Annotated in this window: 15 protein-coding genes; 3 read left to right on the plus strand and 12 right to left on the minus strand. The window is 64.9% G+C overall.

Annotated elements, in window-relative coordinates; translation table 11 throughout:
• Window positions 1-144: 144 nt before the first annotated feature.
• From ACTHQX_RS13915 to ACTHQX_RS13935, 5 genes are all read right to left on the minus strand, one after another.
• On the minus strand, window positions 145-1,089 hold the full coding sequence (locus ACTHQX_RS13915; RefSeq protein ID WP_440157824.1) for an SRPBCC family protein: 945 nt from the start codon (window positions 1,087-1,089) through the stop codon (window positions 145-147).
• 271 nt (window positions 1,090-1,360) lie between these two features.
• Entirely contained in the window at window positions 1,361-1,942 is a 582-nt protein-coding gene (locus ACTHQX_RS13920) for a thymidylate kinase (RefSeq protein WP_440157825.1), read from the minus strand.
• A 368-nt stretch (window positions 1,943-2,310) separates the two neighbouring features.
• On the minus strand, window positions 2,311-3,159 hold the full coding sequence (locus ACTHQX_RS13925) for a PhzF family phenazine biosynthesis protein (protein WP_440157826.1): 849 nt from the start codon (window positions 3,157-3,159) through the stop codon (window positions 2,311-2,313).
• A 169-nt stretch (window positions 3,160-3,328) separates the two neighbouring features.
• Window positions 3,329-3,856, minus strand: coding sequence for a YbaK/EbsC family protein (locus ACTHQX_RS13930; protein WP_440157827.1), 528 nt, complete (start codon window positions 3,854-3,856; stop codon window positions 3,329-3,331).
• Window positions 3,853-4,332 (minus strand): hypothetical protein, encoded by a 480-nt coding sequence (locus tag ACTHQX_RS13935; protein WP_440157828.1) that lies wholly within the window; start codon window positions 4,330-4,332, stop codon window positions 3,853-3,855. The genes ACTHQX_RS13930 and ACTHQX_RS13935 overlap by 4 nt, the downstream gene beginning before the upstream one ends.
• 155 nt (window positions 4,333-4,487) lie before the next feature.
• Here ACTHQX_RS13935 and ACTHQX_RS13940 point away from each other — a divergent pair, with 155 nt between their 5' ends.
• Both ACTHQX_RS13940 and ACTHQX_RS13945 read left to right on the plus strand, forming a co-directional pair.
• Window positions 4,488-6,254 carry an ABC transporter ATP-binding protein gene (locus ACTHQX_RS13940; RefSeq protein ID WP_440157829.1) on the plus strand — a complete coding sequence of 589 codons (1,767 nt, stop codon included), beginning with the start codon at window positions 4,488-4,490 and terminating at the stop codon, window positions 6,252-6,254.
• Complete coding sequence (locus tag ACTHQX_RS13945; protein ID WP_440157830.1) at window positions 6,251-8,293, plus strand: ABC transporter ATP-binding protein; 2,043 nt, start codon at window positions 6,251-6,253, stop codon at window positions 8,291-8,293. The genes ACTHQX_RS13940 and ACTHQX_RS13945 overlap by 4 nt, the downstream gene beginning before the upstream one ends.
• 396 nt (window positions 8,294-8,689) lie before the next feature.
• Here ACTHQX_RS13945 and pyk read toward each other — a convergent pair whose 3' ends face one another.
• From pyk to ACTHQX_RS13970, 5 genes are all read right to left on the minus strand, one after another.
• Window positions 8,690-10,180, minus strand: a complete 1,491-nt coding sequence (gene pyk / locus ACTHQX_RS13950) for a pyruvate kinase (RefSeq protein ID WP_440157831.1) — start codon at window positions 10,178-10,180, stop codon at window positions 8,690-8,692.
• 474 nt (window positions 10,181-10,654) lie between these two features.
• Window positions 10,655-11,545: a carbohydrate ABC transporter permease gene (locus tag ACTHQX_RS13955; RefSeq protein WP_236805310.1), complete on the minus strand. Its 891-nt coding sequence runs from the start codon at window positions 11,543-11,545 to the stop codon at window positions 10,655-10,657.
• Entirely contained in the window at window positions 11,545-12,408 is an 864-nt protein-coding gene (locus ACTHQX_RS13960) for a carbohydrate ABC transporter permease (protein ID WP_236805309.1), read from the minus strand. The genes ACTHQX_RS13955 and ACTHQX_RS13960 overlap by 1 nt, the downstream gene beginning before the upstream one ends.
• Window positions 12,405-13,688, minus strand: a complete 1,284-nt coding sequence (locus tag ACTHQX_RS13965; protein WP_440157832.1) for an ABC transporter substrate-binding protein — start codon at window positions 13,686-13,688, stop codon at window positions 12,405-12,407. Before ACTHQX_RS13965 ends, ACTHQX_RS13960 begins: the two co-directional genes overlap by 4 nt.
• Window positions 13,689-13,691: 3 nt before the next feature.
• Entirely contained in the window at window positions 13,692-15,905 is a 2,214-nt protein-coding gene (locus ACTHQX_RS13970; protein WP_440157833.1) for an alpha-galactosidase, read from the minus strand.
• A gap of 140 nt (window positions 15,906-16,045) precedes the next feature.
• Between ACTHQX_RS13970 and ACTHQX_RS13975 the strand changes: the two genes are divergently transcribed.
• Window positions 16,046-17,164 (plus strand): ROK family transcriptional regulator, encoded by a 1,119-nt coding sequence (locus tag ACTHQX_RS13975; RefSeq protein ID WP_236805306.1) that lies wholly within the window; start codon window positions 16,046-16,048, stop codon window positions 17,162-17,164.
• Here the strand turns inward: ACTHQX_RS13975 and ACTHQX_RS13980 are convergent.
• Together ACTHQX_RS13980 and galE are read right to left on the minus strand one after the other, a co-directional pair.
• Window positions 17,110-17,973, minus strand: a complete 864-nt coding sequence (locus ACTHQX_RS13980) for a LacI family DNA-binding transcriptional regulator (protein WP_440174607.1) — start codon at window positions 17,971-17,973, stop codon at window positions 17,110-17,112. The two genes, ACTHQX_RS13975 and ACTHQX_RS13980, sit on opposite strands and share 55 nt — an antisense overlap.
• Window positions 17,957-18,970, minus strand: a complete 1,014-nt coding sequence (galE, locus tag ACTHQX_RS13985) for a UDP-glucose 4-epimerase GalE (protein WP_440157835.1) — start codon at window positions 18,968-18,970, stop codon at window positions 17,957-17,959. The genes ACTHQX_RS13980 and galE overlap by 17 nt, the downstream gene beginning before the upstream one ends.
• Window positions 18,971-19,055 lie beyond the last annotated feature (85 nt).

Genomic DNA, 19,055 nt, shown 5'->3' on the forward strand with positions numbered 1-19,055 from the left:
AAGGTAAATCTCACGTTGCCACTGCACCCCGCGGAGGTCAATGCTCAAAATAAAGCGTTCAGGCAGGGCATTTAGGGCGGTGAATGGAAAAACGACGGCGGGGAGAGCCCGCCGTCGTTTTTGGTGTTTCTGTCCTGGTGCTGCCTAGTGCTGGCCGGACGTACCGCCAAGGGGCGGGAGGGTGCCGGGGCCGCCGTCTTCCCGTTCGGCCCGGTCTGCCGCGCTTCGCGTGTCGCTTGCCGCGGTTTCGTCCGAGTCGCCTTCGTCGTCAATCAGGCCGTTGGTCTGGTCGAAGGGATGGGCGACGGTCTCGTCCGTCAGTGCCGAACCGGCGCCGGCCGCAGACGTGCCCGAAACAGTGTCCGCCGCCGTTCCTCCGGCGAAGCCCGGGGTACCCGTCGTGTCTGTGACCACCGTGGTTTCGGTGTACTCCGGCACCACAGGGGTGACGGTTTCGTCGACGACGTACACGGTGTCGGCGTCCTTGTCCTTCCCGCCCGCGGCAACTGCCGCGGCTGCGCCTGCTGCAGCGGCCACGCCGGCTGCGGCAGCCATCTTGCCGGAGACGCCGGCCTTGCCGCTGTCGCCGAGCGATCCGGCAGCGTGCTCAACGCCCGGGGTGCCCACCGAGCCGCCTTCGTTGACGGAACCCCGCCAGGCGCCGCTGGCGTAGCCTTCGTCCTCGATGAATGCCTTGAACCTCTTGAGGTCGGACTCCGCCTGGTGTTCCACGACGTGCAGCTTGTCGCCGATCTTCTCCACGATCCCTTCGGGTTCGTAGTCGATGAACAGCCTGATGGAGGTCTGGCCGCCGCCCACGTCTTCAAACTCCACGGAGCCCGCGTTGGTGGCACCCTCAGTGGCAGCCCAGGCAACCTTCCGGTCCGGCTGCTGCTCGAGGATCCTGGCCTCCCACTTGCGCTTCACGCCCGCGATCTCGGCGACCCATTCGAGGCGGTCGTCGCTGAGTTGGGTCACTTTTTTGACGCCGCCCATGAAGTGCGGGAAGTCTTCGAACTGGGTCCACTGGTTGTATGCCGTGCTGACCGGCACGTTCACCAGAATGCGCTTCTCAACCCTCGTGCTCATAGTGTCTCCTTCGTCGAAGTGAACAGATGATGGTCCGGAATCCGAAGTCATCAGCTTGCTTACTATATCGTCGACGGCGGAGCGTGGCCAGAGCCGGCGGTGCCCGGACCGTGGTTGCGTGGGGGAAAAGGGGAAGCCTCCGCGCGAATCAAAGGACTCCAGCGCGGAGGCTTCCAGCGCTCCGATTTGGGGGGAAAGAGGAGAGCTGGCACTAATGTACAGCCGGATGGACGTCCCGGAAGGCGTATTTGGCTGTTTCGGGAATTCTTGACTAAACCTTGAGTTGCCCTTGCGAATCGACCGCGTCGGTCAGCCCGGCGAGCACATCGGCAGGTGGGCCGCCGGCGTCGATCTTTACCATGTCCGCGTACTCGGGCAGCGCGCGGTAGGCGTTCCGCAGGGCTGTCAGGTCGGCCAGGGATTCCTCGTCCGTGCCGCGCGCCAGGATCCGCCGGTGCGCCTCGTCGGGACTCACGTCAAGATGGAGGACCAGGTCCGGGGCCGGGAGGGTGCGGAGCAGCCAGGGGAGAAACCGTCCGCGGCGCAGGCCCCTTGCCTCACGCAGCGCCAGCTGGCAGTGGAGGTGCCGGTCCATAACAACCAGCCCCTCAAAGCGGGTGGCCCGGCCCGTAGACACCAGCACGTTGAAGACGCGCATGGTGGTTTCCGCCGCGTCGGCAAGCCGGGCAGGCAATTGGATGCCGAGCCTGGCGGTGAGCAAGGACATCCGCCGCCGGCCTGCATAGTTGCTCAGCAGCAGTGCCCTGCTGCCTTCCGCGCGGGCCGCCGCCACCAGGGAACGGGCCGCCGTCGTCTTTCCCGAACCGTCGATTCCTGTCAGAACAATGAGCATGTGCCTCCTTCCGTCTCCGAGTCCAACGGCCAGCGCCCGGGCAACGTTGCGGCTTTGAGTCCCACCTCACGTTGATGGGCCGGATTCACAGGCGGCGCACAGGTGCGCAACCGGCATAGGGCCCGCCGTCATGATCGGCCGACGGCGGCGCCCGCCGGATCTTGCGGCGATCCTGCCGCAATGTTGCGCCAGGCTTGAGCCTGCGGCGCGACAGTATTCCCAGGGGCCGTGCAGAAGCGCCGCGGCCCCGCAAGAGACCTCGACGAAGATCAGCAAAGAGACACCACAGACTGGGGCGGGCAGGTTCAATGGGGCACCGCCCGTCCCCGGTAGTTCTTATTCCAGTCTTATTCCAGCCGAGTATGAAATTACAGGGAGACGCTGCCCCTGATGACGGTGCGGCTGGTGCCGCCCACCCAGATGCTGCTGCCTTCGGTGGTGATGGCCAGCCGGCCGTCGCGGCCCAGGACGGTGCCCTGGCTGACGGTGTAGCCGCCCTCCGCCACACCTGACCCGATGAGCCACTGCGCAAGGCCGGCGTTCAGGCTGCCGGTGACCGGATCTTCGGGGACGGCCAGGCCGGGAACGAACCCGCGCACCTCAAAGTCCGTTGGGCCGCCGTCCCCGTAAGCGCCGATGACGCCGACGTTCAGCTTGCCCATGGCCACGAAGTCCGGCGTCAGGTCCAGCACCTGCCGGGCCGAGGCGAGCCGGATGCCGAGCCAGCCCGGGCCGTTATCCACCCAGTTGCTGTCCAGGACCTGCTCAGGCGTGATGCCCAGGCTGGCGATGGCCTGCTCCAGCACCTCGGGTTCCACGGGACCGGAACGGCGCAGCGGAGGGGCCTCGAAGAACTGTTCGCCGGCCGTCTGGCTGATCCTGACGAGGCCCACCCCGCATTCCTGCACGAGTTCGCCGGGGCGCTGCGGCTGGCCGCCGTTCTCCAGCCACGCGTGCGCGGAGCCGAGCGTGGGGTGGCCGGCGAAGGGAAGCTCGGATGCCGGGGTGAAGATCCGGAGCCGGTAGTCCGCCTCCGGTTGCGTCGGCTTCAGCAGGAAGGTGGTTTCCGAGAGGTTGGTCCAGTTGGCGAAACTTTGCATCTGCTCGTCGGACAGGCCGTCGGCGCCATGGACGACGGCCACCGGGTTGCCGGGCCTGGGCCCGGGGGCAAAGACGTCGACCTGCGAGAAGGGGTACTCGTTCACGGTGGCGGGCATGCTGGTCTTTCTGTGGAGATTCAACGTCGGCTGGAACTCACGTGGAGTCCCCAACCACGGTAGGCAGCCTGCCGGACCGCGCGCCAGAGCCAATTCAGGAAAGTGGCCCTGACCAGTTGCCCTGACCAGTGCCGCGGCCGCGGTGCCGCTACAGCGGGGCCGGCGACAGTCAGGAGCCGGAGTCAGCCCGCGCCGACGCCGGTTCACGAGGCGTGGCGAGCCCGTCCACCACCTCGACCCCCGGCAGTTTGAGGAGCTCGGCGGGGTCGAGGACGATCTTGCTGGACCTGTTGCCGCCGCCCATGACCACCCGGGGCACGTCCAGCACGGCGCGGTCCACGTAGACGGGCAACCCCTCGATGCCGGGCACGGTGACGCCGCCCACCAACATGCCGGTCAGCGCGGTGGTGGTATCGGCGTCGGCAAAGGAGGCCCGCTTGACGTCGAGCAGGGCCCGCACCGAACGGTTCACGTCCAGCCGGGTGGTGCCCAGGACCACGCACACCGCATACCGCGGCGGCTCCACCTTCTTGGAGCCGACCAGGATGGTGTTGGCCGCCTGCTCCAGGCTGAAGCCGTAGTGGGCGCAGAACTCCGCCGTGTCCGCCAGATCCGGCGAACACTCGAGGACCTCGTGGGCCACGCCGTGGGCGGCCAGGGCCTTGGCCACGGCGGGGAGCAGAAGGGCGTCAGTCACAGGAGTTCTCCCTTGAGGGCGGGGTCCGGACCAGCGACAGCAGGTACCGGATAGGCAGGAATACGGCGCAGCAGGAAGTACCGGTTGGACGCGGGCAGCCACATCAGCGTGGCACCCGCCAGCGTCAGCACCAGGCCGGCAAAGATCAAAGCGGTGAGGTCGACCGGTGCGCCGAGCGCCGACAGGGCGGCGGCGACGGTCAGGAGGATGCGGGCCCAGCGCGCGCCGTGCAGCAAATGCTGGGCCGCCAATACCTGCAGGGCCGTCAGCGGAACGGCGAACGCCACGAGATAGGGCACGGCCCAGTCCGGTATTGACTGGCCGAAGTCGATACCGGCCACCTCCAAGATGACAGGCATCATGCCGGCCACCACGGCGCTGGCCACCCAGCAGGCGGCCGCGAGCCGGACAGCCTGCGGTACGTTTGCCGGCCCAATTGTTCCGGGCTCGTGAAAGCCCAGCTGCTGATCGCTCAAAGAAGTCCCCATTCTTCAATTTGCGGTGTTCATTCGCGGTGTTCAACTGCCGCGTTTCCGGAATTCCGCCGATGGCCCCAGCCTACAGGCTGCCCCAAGCCGCCGGACGTAAACTGGCCTTCCGATCACTTCGAGGACCTGCTGCGAGGGCCTGCATGCTGTGGAAGCTTCTTGTCCGGTACCTGCAGCCGCAACGGCGGCTGCTGATCGCCGTCGTCGTTTTCCAGCTGGCTCAGTCCATTGCCTCCCTGTATCTCCCCACCCTGAACGCGGACATCATCGACCTTGGCGTGGCCACGGGGGACACCGGCTACATCCTGCGCGTCGGCAGCCTCATGCTGTTCATTACCCTGCTGCAGATCGCGTGCGCGGTGACGGCGGTGTACTTCGGGGCCAAAGCGGCGATGGGCATGGGGCGGGACCTGCGCATGGCGATCTTCACCCGGGTGGGCGGGTTCTCCGAGCAGGAGGTCACCAGGTTCGGCCCGGCCAGCCTCATCACCCGGTCCACCAACGACGTCCAGCAGGTGCAGCAGTTGGTGCTGATGTCCGCGACGCTGATGGTGGCCGCGCCCATGCTCAGCATCGGCGGCGTGGTGATGGCCGTACGGCAGGATGCCCAGCTGTCCTGGCTGATTGCCGTGAGCGTGCCGGCGCTGCTGCTCGGAGTCGGGGTGATCATCAGCCGGATGGTGCCGCTGTTCCGCCTGATGCAGCTGCGGATCGACGCCGTCAACAGGGTGCTCCGCGAGCAGCTGGCGGGCATCCGGGTGGTGCGGGCGTTCGTGCGCGAGGACCTGGAAACGGAGCGGTTCGCGGGCGCCAACGCGGACGTCACGGACACGGCGCTGCGGGCCGGGCGGCTGATGGCGCTCGCCTTTCCCGTGGTGATGCTGGTGCTCAACGTCTCGAGCGTGGCGGTGATCTGGTTCGGATCGTTCCGGATCGAGGACGGCTCCATGCAGGTGGGCACGCTGGTGGCGTTCCTCAGCTATCTGCTGCAGATCCTGATGTCCGTCATGATGGCCACGTTTATGGCCGTGATGATCCCTCGCGCTGCAGTCTCGGCGGACCGGATCGGGGAGGTGCTGGAGACGGAGTCGTCCGTGCGGCCGCCGGTGAACCCGGTGGTGTTCACTTCCGGGGACGGCGGCACCGGGACTGGAACCGGCACTTCCCGCGGTGAGCTGGAAATGCGTGACGTCGGATTCGCCTACCCTGGTGCCGAGCGGCCGGTCCTGAGCGGCATCAGCTTCACTGCCCCGGCGGGGCGGACAACGGCGGTCATCGGCAGCACGGGCTCGGGGAAGACCACCCTGGTGAACCTCATGCCGCGGCTCTTCGACGCCACCTCGGGGTCGGTGCTGATGGGCGGCGTGGACGTGCGGGAGCTGCACCCGGACCTGCTGTGGGGACACATCGGCCTGGTGCCGCAGCGTCCCTACCTGTTTTCCGGAACGGTGCGGAGCAACCTGCTGTACGGCAAGCCGGACGCCACCGAGGAGGAGCTGTGGCACGCGCTGGCCACCGCCCAGGCCGAGGACTTCGTGCGCGAAATGGAGGGCGGCCTGGACGCGCCCGTCTCGCAGGGCGGCACCAATGTGTCCGGCGGGCAGCGGCAGCGGCTGGCGATCGCCCGGGCGCTGGTGAAGCGGCCCGAGCTGTACATCTTTGACGACTCGTTTTCCTCGCTGGACACCGCCACGGACGCCCGGCTCCGGCGGGCGCTGCACCGGGATACCGCCGGCGCCACGCTGGTGATCATCGCGCAGCGCGTCTCCAGCATCGTGGACGCGGACCAGATTCTGGTGCTCGACGGCGGCAGGATCGTGGGGCGCGGAACGCACAGTGAGCTGCTGGAGAGTTCGGAGACGTACCGCGAAATCGTGTCCTCGCAGCTGGCGGCGGAGGAGGCGGCATGAGCGGGCGAAGCACCCCCACGCGGCCGGGACCGGTCCCGGAAACCGGGGCCGCCGCCGTCGGACGCCCGCCCCGTCCGCCGATGGGACCGGGACGCGGCGGACCGTTCGCCGGGATGAACGTGCCGGCGGAGAAGGCGCTGAACTTCGGGCCGTCGGCCCGGCGGCTGCTGGGGGAGCTGCGCCCCGAGCGGGCGTGGCTGGCGCTGGTACTGGCGCTCGCCGTCGTAAGCGTGGCGTTTTCGGTGACCGGGCCGCGGCTGCTGGGTGAGGGCACCAACCTGATCTTCGCCGGCGTGGTGTCCAGGAACCTGCCGGCCGGGGTGAGCAAGGAGCAGGTGATCGCCGGGCTGCGGGCGTCCGGGCAGAACGCGCAGGCGGACATGATCGGGGCGATGACGCTGACGCCGGGGGCGGGGATCGACTTCGCGGCGCTCGCAAACGTGCTGCTGTGGGCGCTGGCGCTGTATGTGTTGGCGTCGGCGTTCGGTTGGATCCAGGCGTACGTGCTCAACGGCGTGGTGCAGCGGACCGTGTACCGGCTGCGGGAGCGGATCGAGGCGAAAATTCACCGGCTGCCGCTGCGGTATTTCGACTCGATCCAGCGCGGCGAGCTGCTCAGCCGGGTGACGAACGACGTGGACAACATCTCGCAGAGCCTGCAACAGTCCATCTCCCAGGCGGTCACGTCGCTGCTCACGGTGGCGGGCGTGCTGGTGATGATGTTCCTGCTCTCGCCGGTGCTGGCGGTGATTGCGCTGGTGACGGTGCCGCTGACGCTGGTGACGACCGCGCTGATCGCCAAGCGCTCGCAGAAGCTGTTCGTGGCGCAGTGGAAGCACACGGGGGAGCTGAACGGGCAGATCGAGGAGACGTACACGGGGCACGCGCTGGTGAAGGTGTTCGGCCGGCAGCGGGAGGTGGAGGAGCGGTTCCGGCAGAAGAACGCGGAGTTGTTCGAGGCGAGCTTCGGCGCGCAGTTCATTTCCGGCCTGATCATGCCGGCGCTGACGTTCATCGGGAACCTGGTGTACGTGGGGGTCGCGGTGGTGGGTGCGCTGCAGGTGGCGTCCGGGGCGATGCAGCTGGGCGACGTGCAGGCGTTCATCCAGTACTCGCGGCAGTTCACCCAGCCGCTGGCCCAGCTGGGCTCGATGGCCAACCTGCTGCAGTCCGGGGTGGCGTCCGCGGAGCGGGTGTTCGAGCTGCTGGATGAGGAGGAGCAGTCGGCGGATCCTGCTTCTGTTGTTGCGGCCTCCGGCCGTTCGTTCGACGGCGGCCGTCCGTTCGACGGCGGGCGGGGCCGGCTCGTGTTTGAGAACGTCTCGTTCTCCTATTCACCGGACAAGCCGCTGATTTCCTCCCTTTCTTTGGTGGCCGAGCCGGGGCAGACGGTGGCGATCGTGGGCCCCACCGGGGCGGGCAAGACCACCCTGGTGAACCTGATGATGCGGTTCTACGAGCTGGATGCGGGGCGGATAACGCTCGACGGCGTGGACGTCACCTCTGTCCCGCGGCGCGAGCTGCGCTCCCGGATGGGCATGGTGCTGCAGGATACGTGGCTGTTCGGGGGGACGATCCGCGACAACATCGCGTACGGCCGGCCGTCGGCGTCGGAGGCCGAGATCGTGGAGGCGGCGCAGGCGACGTACGTGGACCGGTTCGTGCGTGCCCTGCCGGAAGGGTACGACACGGTGCTCGAGGACGAGGGCTCCAACGTGTCGGCAGGGGAGAAGCAGCTGCTGACGATTGCCCGGGCGTTCCTGTCCCGGCCTTCCGTATTGATTCTCGACGAGGCGACTTCCTCCGTTGACACCCGCACGGAGCTGCTGGTGCAGAAGGCGATGAGCGCTTTGCGTTCGGATAGGACTTCGTTCGTTATTGCGCACCGCCTGTCCACCATCCGTGACGCCGACCTCATCCTGGTGATGGAGGCCGGCCAGATCGTGGAGCAGGGGACGCACGCTTCACTGCTCGCTGCGGGTGGGGCATATGCGCGGCTGTACGAGGCGCAGTTCGCGGCGCCGGCGGCGGAAGTTTAGAGTCGCCTGCGGGCTGCCGCTACTCATCCGGGGAGCCTCCAGTTGCGAAAGTGTCAGGTTGGGGTCTGAGACCTTCGAATGGGTGCGTCAGGAGATGCATTATCAGACCCTATTCTGACGCTTTTTAGGCGGTGGCCTGACATCAGGTTGGGGTGTACTCCAGTCTGACGGCCGCCAACGATATGCGCTTCCGGGATCTAACGCCGGCGCTTGAAGCGTCTCGATGGAAGCCGCTGACAGGCAATGCCTTCGGCCTTCCTCCGACTCCGACGGGAGAGCGGCACCGATGGTTCAGGATAGGTACACGCCCTCCGCCGCTGCAGGTTTGCTTTTGCTTTCCTGGCAAAGGCGAAAGGAGGATGCGGCTAACCGGATCCTCCTCTCGTTCTTTGAAGGCTAGGGCCTTTTCTTCTTTTCCGGCCAGGGGCCGAGCTTTTCTTTGTTGTTGGTGGCTCTGCCAGTACGGGTTGAATCGGCGAGGTCGCCCACCTTGTGCACCTTCAGCGAGTTGGTGGAACCAGCCTTTCCGGGAGGCGAACCGGCGGCAATAACTACCAGGTCGCCGTCCTCAATGAGGTCCATTTCCAGCAGGCTGCGATCAACCTGAGCGGTCATCTCATCGGTGTGGTCCACCATCTTCACCAGCACCGGCTGGATGCCCCAGGTCAGCGCCAGCTGGTTCCAGACCTGCTCCACCGGAGTGAAGGCGAAGACCGTTTTGATCGGGCGCAGTCGTGAGAGACGGCGGGCGGAGTCACCGGACTGCGTGAACGCACAAATGTACTTGGCGTCCAGCTGGTCAGCTATTTGGACGGCGGCACGTGTGATGGCACCGCCTCGGGTCTTGGGCTTGGTGCCCAGTGGAGGAACGCGCTCGAGGCCATGGACCTCGGTGGACTCGATGATCCGGGCCATGGTCTTGACGGTTTCGATGGGGTACTTGCCCACGCTGGTCTCGCCGGAGAGCATAACCGCGTCGGCACCGTCGAGCACTGCGTTGGCGCAGTCCGAGGCCTCGGCGCGGGTCGGGCGCGGGTTGTCGATCATGGACTCCAGGACCTGGGTTGCCACGATGACCGGTTTGGCCCAGCGGCGGGCCAGTTCGACGGCCCGCTTCTGAACGATGGGCACTTCCTCCAGCGGCAGCTCGACGCCAAGGTCACCGCGGGCCACCATGATTGCGTCAAACGCGTCGATGATTTCGGAAAGCTGCTCGACCGCCTGCGGCTTTTCGATCTTGGCGATGACTGGCACGCGGCGGCCTTCTTCATCCATGATCTCGTGGACGCGAATGATGTCAGCGGCATCGCGTACGAAGGACAGGGCCACCAGGTCGACACCGCGGCGCATGGCCCAGCGAAGGTCGTCCTCATCCTTCTCGCTCAGGGCGGGAACGTTGACGGCCACCCCCGGAAGGTTGATGCCCTTGTTGTTGGACACCATACCGCCGACGGTCACCTCGGCGATGACCTTGACGGCGTCGACCTCAACAGCGCGGAGCGCTACCTTCCCGTCATCGATCAGGAGGGCGTCGCCCACGTTGACATCCTCGGTGAGGCTCTTCAGGGTGGTGGAGCAGATGACTTTGGTTCCGGGAACATCCTCGGTGGTGATCGTGAACGTGTCACCGACCCCCAGAGCGTGGGGGCCGTCGATGAACCGGCCCAGGCGGATCTTGGGACCTTGGAGGTCCGCCATGACCGCAACCGGCTTACCCAGTTCCGCGGCTGCCTTTCGGACGTTCTCGTACGCGTTGTCGTGCACGGTGTAGTCGCCGTGGCTCATGTTCATGCGGGCTACATCAACGCCGGCTTCCAGCACCGCGAGGGTGTTTTCATAGCTGGCGATTGCCGGGCCGAACGTAGCCACGATTTTGGCGCGTCTCATTTACGTTCCTTTGTCTGTCGGTTGTAGCCGTTCGGGTGTTTCTCTGCACCGTCTCGTGAGCCCTAGAGCGCTGAGTCCTTTTCGTAGGTGAGGCCGTAAGGAACTTGATCACTGAGTTCGAGCAGGTAGAGGTCGCGCCGGCGCCTAGTCACCAAAATGCCATGTGTTCCACGGCAAATGGCACGCGTTCGCAAGTCGTTCTCTGCGGCGTTCAATAGCTCTTCGAGCTGGCTGGGGCAGGGAATTCGAACTTCCCGGTGCGCGAGTTGGGGTCCCATGTCGGTTGTGTCCTTCCTCGAGGGCCTATTCGTTGCCTGCCGCTGTGAACAGGTGATTGGTTGGTCGGCGATATTTACAAAAGGGGCACTTGCAGTAGTGGCTTTGGAGCGGGTCCTGGTTGTGCCGGAGAAGCAAGGAGTGTGGTGCTGCCCGCGCAGGGCAGTTTGAGACCGGCTGTTTGGGTAGCGGCTGGTGTCATTTGATGGAGCCTCGCATGACGCCGGAAATCACCCAGCGTTGCGCGAAGAGGTAGACCAGCAGCAGGGGCGCCAGGGCCATCAGGTAGGAAGCAAAGGCCACTGTGTAGTTGGTGTTGAACTGGCTTTGGAACACGTATTGCGCCAAGGGGAGCGTGCGCGTTGCGGGGTCCGAGAGGATGACGAGGGGCAGCAGGAAGTCGTTCCACGCCCAGAGGCAAGTGAGGATTCCTACGGTCGCGTTCATCGGCGTGAGCAGCGGGAAGATGATGCGGCGGAAGATGCCCCAGGTGGATGCCCCGTCCATGGTTGCCGCTTCCTCGAGCTCGCGGGGGATGGAGCGGATGAAAGCGGTGTAGACGAAGACGTTGAAGCTGAGCCCGTAGACCGTGTAGAGCAGGAACAGTCCCACGGGGTTGTCGAGGCCGAGGAGTGCGGTTTCCTTGGTGGCCGGCAGCATGATGATAGGAAACGGCACGAAGAGTGCCGCGACAAAGAAGTAGTAGAGGAACTTGAAGAAGCGCTTGTGCAGGTTCCGTGCAATGGCGTAGGCCACCAAGGAGTTGGACAGGATGGTCAGGACCACTGCACCCACGGTGACGATAGCTGAGTTGAGCAGGGCGCGGGGGAAGTTGGTCAGGTTCCAGGCATCGGAGAAGTTCTGCAACCGGACGCGGGTGGGCAACTCGAAGCCGGAGCCGCCTAGTTGGTCCGGGGTCTTGAGTGCGGTGACGACCGTGAGGTACAGCGGGATGAGCACGGTCAGCGCGAGGACCGCTGCCAGGGCTGTCAGCGGCCAGTTCACGCCGTCGCTCAGCCGGCCTCGGCGCCGCAGGCCGCGGGTATCCGGTACGGTTCGGGCTGATGCTGCGGTCTCGGTTGTAGTCATTAGAAGTCCGCCTCTTTGCGCTGGAGTGTCCGGAGCTGGATCAGGGACACCGCCACGATCACCAGCAGGTAAACAACTGAGTTGGCCATCTGGTAGCCGAATTCCCCGCCTTGGAAGCCTCCTCGGAAGATGACCATGGAGACGGATTCGGTGGAAGTGCCGGGGCCGCCGCCGGTCAGTGCGACAATCTGGTCGAAAGCCTGCATGAAGCCCTTGAGCGCCAACACCATGTTGATGGTGAAGAACGCCCCGATCATCGGAAAGGTGATGGAGCTGAACTGCCGCCAATAGCTGGCTCCGTCCAGGCCCGCCGCCTCGTACAGCTCCGCCGGGATGGTCTGCAGCCCGGCGAGGTACAGGATGACGCTGAACGCGATCGACTGCCAGGCCGAAACTGCCACGATGCCCAGCCACGCGAGGTCCTTGTTGGCCAGGATGGACGTCGAAAGCCAGTCGATCCCCAGCGATTGGCCCAGCAGGGGGAGCGAATTGGAGAAGATGAAGTTGAAGACGTAACCGATGACGAGGATCGCCAGGACGTTGGGAATGAAGAACAGGCCCCGGAATGCCGTCTGGAACTTGATCTTGGCGTTCAGCAGCATGGCGACGCCCAGTGCCAGCACGTTGACGATTACTGTCGCCGTGATGGCGAACAGGAAAGTGAATCCGTAGGAGGCCAGGACCCGGTCATCCTTGAAAAGGCTGAGGTAGTTCTGCAGGCCCACGAAGTTCCATTTTCCGTAGCCGGCGTAGTCCGTGAGGCTGAAGAACATGCCGGTGACCACCGGGACGGTGTGCAGGGTAACGAAAAGAACCAGCGCGGGAACGGCCATCCAGTAGAAGGCCTTGGTGGAATGCGTCATTGCTGGTCACCTCGTTTGGGCGTGCGGGCGGCGATCTTGAACCATTCGTTGTCCAAGGTGTTCAGGTAGCGGGATTTATCGGCGTCCAGGACGAACTGCTGGGTGATGTTGACCAGCGGAATGCTCGGCGGCAGCCGGTGGTCCATGTAGCCGGCGACCTTCCCGGCGGTGAAGTAGCTGGCCAGGCCCTTCAGGGCCGGGTCCTGTTGCGGCGCAGCTGACTTGATGGGGGCGAAGGCGCTCTGGTTTTTGGCGTACTTGTCAATCACTTCCTTGGACATGAGGAAGTTGATAAATTTTTGCGCTTCAGCCCGGTGCGGTGTCTCCCTGCCCATGGCCAGTGCGACGTCGACGCCGGACACCACGGTGGTGTGGGCGGCATCGTTCGTCACGGGGTAGGGAAAGGAGGCGATTTTTGCGTCCCGGTTAGCGGCTCGGATGGCTGGCACGGCGAAGCTGCCATTGAGGTACATCGCGGCCTTGCCGTCGGCGAAGGCCTTGTTGCCTGACGCGTAGTCCACTCCGATCGCGCCCGGCTGGGCGTACTTGAAGAGCCGGAGCAGCTTGTCGGCAACTTCCTGGTAATCCTTGCTGAAGGATACGGGGCTGTTGGCCCGGTCGGCGCCGGCCGCGTTCAGCCGGTCAAAGAATCCTTCGGGCTGCAGTTGGGCGGCAAGATTTACCAGAGCCGGGGAGGTGGTCCAGGCGTCTTTGAGGGTCATGTAAAACGGTGCGACGCCATGGGCCTTGAACGTTTCGGCCGCCGCAATGAGCTCGTCCCAGGTCCGGGGAACGGAAACCCCGTACTTGGCGAAGAGTTCGGGGTTGTACAGGATGCCGCTGGCATTGTTCGCCATGGGAAGACCGTTGATCTCCGAGTCATTGCAGCGACCGTTGGCGTTGAGGATGTCCTGCACAGCGGGAAGGACCTCTTTTGCTGAGGGTTCCTTGCTGAGGTCGGCGAACACGCAGGCTTTCGCGAGGAGGCCAAAGCTGGCGTTTCCGTTAAGGGTCAGCACATCCGGTGTCTTGTCTTTCACAAGGAGGGTTCGAATGGCCGTATCCGGGTCGGGGACGTTATTCTGCAGCACCCGGATACCGGGATTCGCTGCCTCGAACTCGTCGATGAGACCGGCGAATTCCTGTATTGCTTCGGGTTTGAACTGAAAGAAATTGAGCGTGACCTCGTTTCCCGCCGGTGGCGGGGCGCAGCCGGCCAGCAATGCTGCGGCAAGTGCGGCGGTGAGGGCTTTAGCCCGCCCTTGCTTGAGCTGGAACATGTGTTAGTCCTTGGTCCTGATGGAGGCCGGGGTGAGCGGCGTTGCCGGGCCGCCCGCGGATTCAACGGTGATGATGGCGGCGGTTTCGGGGAAGAGCACAGGTGCCTGCAGCCCGACGGTCTCGAGGACGCGGCCACTGAGGAGCACGGGTTTCTGGGCCCATTCCAGCGCCGACTGTCCCGGGCTGGCTGCGTCGGTCAGCGGTGCGCTGAGGGCAACCGAGTAGAGGGTGTCCGGATCCAGGCCCGGCAGCGTGAACGCCCCGGACGGGTAGGTGACGCTGGCACTGCGCTGCGTGTAGATGAAGACGGCCCGCTGCTGGTCTTTGGCCACCACACCCCTGAGGTCGGCGGACTGGTCCGGATGATCCGAATGCACGCTTCGGCCGGTGTGGAAGAGGGACCGGTTCGCCTTGTGGAAGTCCACCCAGCCGCGCAACGCAGCCAGTTCCTCCGGTGGGAGGCCGGAAATGTCCCATTCGATGCCGTAGTGGCCGAAGAGGGCGGTGGCGGCGCGAAAGTCGAGGCTGTGGCTGCGGCGCGTGGAATGGGAGGCAGGTCCGCCGATGTGGGCTCCCATTAGTTCGTAGGGGACAAGGAGCCCTGTGTAGGCCTGGTTGTCCAGCCGTTCTAGCGGATCAATGCAGTCGCTTGTCCAGATCCTGTCCGTCCTGTCCAGCACGCCCAGGTCGACCCGTGCCCCGCCGGAGGCGCAGGACTCGATTTCCAGGCCGGGGTGATGTTCCTTGAGTGCTTCCATCAGCCGGTACACGGCATGCGTGTTGGCGTGCACCGCTGCCTGGCCCGATGCCGCGCTGGCGGGGTCAAGCAGGTCACGGTTGTGATCCCACTTGATGTAGTCGATCGGGTACTCATCCAGAATGCTGTGCATCGCCTGGAAAATGTACTCCCAGGCTGCCGGAAGGGCCAGGTTCAGGACCTGTTGCTGGCGGGCTGAAACGGGCATCCGCCCGTTGACCTGCAGCATCCATTCGGGGTGGCTCCGGGCCAGTTCGCTGTCCGGATTAACCATCTCGGGCTCAAACCAGAGCCCGAACTGCATTCCGAGGCCGCGGACGTGATCAATGATCGGGCTGAGACCCTCGGGCCAGACCGATTTGTCCACAATCCAGTCGCCAAGACCCGCGGTGTCGTCGCGGCGCCCCAGGAACCAGCCGTCGTCGAGAACGAAGCGTTCCACTCCTGCCGCAGCCGCGGCGGTGGCTATTGCCTTCAGCCGGGGGAGGTCATGGTCGAAGTAGACGGCCTCCCAGCTGTTCATCGTGACAGGACGCGGAGAGCTGGGGTGGTGTTGGCGTGCCCGGAGGTCCTCATGGAAGCGTGCGGCAAGTTCGTCCAGTCCGTTGCCCCATGAACCGATGGCCCACGGGGTGCTGTAGCTCTCGCCTGGCTGCAGGCGCACTTCCCCCGGCAGCAGGAGCTCGGAGGCTGTGAGGAAGTTCTGCGCGTTGATGCTTCGCTCAGCGCTGAGGCGGTGGTTTCCGCTCCATGCCAGATGCACGGCGTGGACCAGGCCGCTGCGGAAGCCGAAGCCTTTGGTTCCGGCTGCCATGAGCAGTGATGCGTCGGCGCCGGGGCGCCCGCGCCGGCTTTCGCGCACATGTGCGCCGACAGTGAGATCCCGCCGTTGCGGGGAACGTTCCTTCAGGTGCCGCCCAGTGGTGTCCAGGATTTCCGCAGCGGCGGGCGGCAACGGAAAGAACAGGGCGAGTGAGCCAAGGTCATAGCTGCCGTCTCCGGTGTTGGTCACCGTTTGCTGCTGTTTGAAAAGTCCAGATGCCGTCACTTCGAGCCGGCTGGTCAGGCTCAACGCCGCGTGGGGATCCGTTGCCGTGATGGTGAGGCTTCGGCCTGACCCTGCGGTTTCCGTGACCTTGAAGTCCGGTGAGAAGCCGGTTCCGGAAATGTCGCTGATCTGAAAGTCAGGCGAGAAGCCGGTACCGGAGCGGTGGCCCGAGAGCCCGGGGGCCAACTGCCAGCCCTGGGCTTCCTGAGGCAGCAGCGTGAGCCGGGCCGGGTGGTCAATTCCCCCTGAAACCCTTTGGGGTTTAGCGGCCGCGCTCATTGCGTCCAGCTCATCCCGGCCGAGCGGACCCAGCTCGGGGCCCCAGTGAAGAATTGCAGGCATTCCGGCAACGGAGGCATCGACGATTACCGAAGTTCCGCCTGCTTGGAGGTGATAGAGGGGAGAAGACATGGTTTATTTTTACGGCAAAACAAATCCTGTGTCAAAGGTCATATACTTTAGGGGCCGGGTGGCGTCGAAAGTCCTGCTTTTTGAGCTGATTAGCTTCAGAATGAAATAAACTAGCAGGTGTGCTCAGCTAAGGAGCTGGTGTGGAACTTGAAGAATCCGTACGGGAACTCACCCGTGCCGTCCTCGTTAACGGCCCGATGTCCCGTGGGCAACTGGCCGAACGGCTCGGCTTGTCGATGGCCAGTCTCACCAGGTTAGGGAAACCTCTGATAGACGCAGGCCTCCTCGTTGAGGGCCCGCTCGTGAACGACGGCACCGTGGGACGCCCCGTCCGGCTCCTCGATATCCGGCAGGAGTCCCACCACTTCATCGGCGCGAAAATCACCGGCGACAAAATCGCCTTGGTGCTCACCGACATGAGGGCCGAACAGCTGGAAAGTTCGGAACTTCAGCTCACTGACCGCAGTCTGCACGGCGTGGTCCATGCCTTGGCGGAGGGCGTCCGCACCCTGACAGGATCGGGGGAGATTGCAGTATCCGGGATCGGCATCAGCATCGGCGGACATGTCGACGGTGCCGGAACTGTGCTCCGCGCTCCATTTCTGGACTGGCGCCACGTACCACTGCGGCCGGCCTTGGAGAAGGAGCTCGCGCTGCCGGTAGTCATCGAAAACGACGTTGTCGCCCTGACCGTTGCTGAACAGTGGTTCGGTGTGGGCCGCGGGGTCGAGAGCTTTGCCCTGATCACCATCGGTGCCGGAGTTGGCTACGGCTTGGTCATCAACAACCGGGTTATCAGCGTCCCTGACACCGGTCTGGGACTTGGAGGGCACTTTCCGCTCGATCCGGCCGGGCCCCTGTGCGTTGCCGGGCACCGGGGTTGTTCCACCGCTTTGCTTTCGACCCACAGCATCTGCTCGCAAACGGCTTCCGCGCTGGGGCGGCCAGTGGAATACCAGGATGTGCTCAGCCTGGCCGCGGAAGGCCATCCTGCTGCTGCCTACGTAGTGAACTCGGCAGGACGCGCATTGGGCAGGATGATAGCCGCGGTCGCGAATCTCGCCATGGTGAATACGGTCGTCCTGGCCGGAGAAGGAATAGGCATCCTGGAGCTGATTGACGGGCCCCTGCACGAAGCCATGGCCGCCGACCGGGATCCTGAGGCCCGGCCAGTCGATATCCGGTTGGAATCCCTTGGGTTCAATCAGTGGGCACGCGGCGCTGCTGCCGTCGCCATCCAGCGCTCTGTGTCCGGTTGAACCCGTATGGATTGGACGGCTGAGTCCAGGTAGTCGATGGCCAGTTTGTAGCCGTAGATGCCCGCGCCGGAAATCAGGACCGTGCAGGCGAAGGACGGAGGGCCGCTGCCAATTTTCCCGGGGTGGAGGTTGTTGGTGCGGATTTCGACAGTAGGAACGGACACGGAGGCCAGCGCAGCGTGCAGCTCGGTTGATACGGGGCTGAGGCTGCCCGTGTTGATGATAATTCCGACGGCAGAGGCAGCGGCGCTCCGGACAGCATCGGGCATGCGTGCGTACTGGCAGGACTTGACGCACACAGTGAAGCCGTGTGCCGACGCGATTGACTGGACAAGTTGCTCGATACCGGCTGGCGTTGGCACGCCGCGTTCGTCCGGTATGCCCGGCTCGGTCAAGGGCCCGTTGACAACGACGATGGTGCCCCGGCCGGGTGACGCAGGGTGCCCGGGAGCGGCCACGGAGCCGGTCCGGGAGAATTCTGCGGTGCCCGACGCAGGAGGTTGTACCCGCATCAGCTGCTCCGGGAGCGTGGCCCTGCGGTCACCCCGGCGCCGCGCAAGCTCCGATGCCGCGGAAGAAGCGACGTAGCCGAGGTTGGCTGCGGCAGCCTCGATTCTTTGGCGGGTGGATTGTGAGACTCGGGGGAGTCCCCGGAGGGCACGGGAGACGGTGGCGGTGGAAACCCCGGCGGCCGCCGCAACCTCCCGGATGCCTGTGGACTGTTGGGCGTGGACATGCACGTCCGCTGCCCTGGCCGCAGGGCTGCCGGGGTTGGCCGCGGGAATCTCGGTTTCAGGTGCCATAGCCATTGGGATTGTTCTTCTGCCAGCGCCAGTGGTCCTCGCACATCTGGTCCAGGGTCTTGGTGGTAGCCCAGCTCAGATCCGCAAGTGTCGAGGTGGCGTCAGCCCAGAACGCTGGCAGGTCACCGGGCCGCCGTGCGGTGACCTCGTACGGAATCGGCTGGCCCGCCGCCTTCTCGAAGGACCTGATGACCTCCAGCACCGAGGATCCTTGGCCTGAGCCCAGGTTCCAGCGGAAAACGCCGGCGGGTTCGGCCACGTGGTTAAGGGCGGCAACGTGCCCCTCAGCGAGGTCGACGACATGGATGTAGTCGCGCAGGCACGTGCCGTCCGGCGTGTTGTAGTCGCCTCCGAAGACCATCAGTTTCTCACGGCACCCCACGGCCACCTGGGCGATGAAGGGCACGAGGTTATTGGGAATGCCTTGGGGGTCCTCGCCGATCCGGCCGGACGGGTGGGCGCCCACCGGGTTGAAGTAGCGCAGCAGGGCGATGCGCCAGCGCTGATCCGCGCCGCCGAGGTCCGAAAGGATGTCCTCTATCTGTTCCTTGGTTCTGCCGTAGGGGTTGTTGGCGCCGATTTCCATTTTTTCGACATAGGGGACGGGGTTATGTTCCCCGTACACAGTGGCCGAGGAGCTGAACACGAGGGAGCGAACGTCATGGCGGTCCATGGCACGAATGAGGTTGAGGGTGCCCACGAGGTTGTTGTAATAGTACTTCAGGGGTTCGCGGACCGATTCGGCCACGGCTTTGAGCCCGGCGAAATGAATGACGGCATCGAAGTCGGCGGCGGCAAAGACGTCTTCCAGGGCTGCTTCGTCGACGAGATCCACGTTGTGGAATTCGGGCGTCCTACCGCTGAGCTCGGCGACGCGGCGCACCGACTCCTCGCTGGAGTTCACCAGATTGTCGATGACCACCACGTCGTGGCCGGCTTCCTGCAGGGACAGAACTGTGTGGGAGCCGATGTATCCGGTGCCACCTGTGACAAGTACTTTCATGCGCCTTCCATTTTGACTGGCGAAGACTGCCCCGACGCCCCGGGCCACCCTTGGGGGGCCGGGGCACGACGGGGCAGTCTTCGGA

Source organism: Arthrobacter sp. SAFR-023, assembly GCF_051965295.1.
GTDB lineage: Bacteria > Actinomycetota > Actinomycetes > Actinomycetales > Micrococcaceae > Arthrobacter.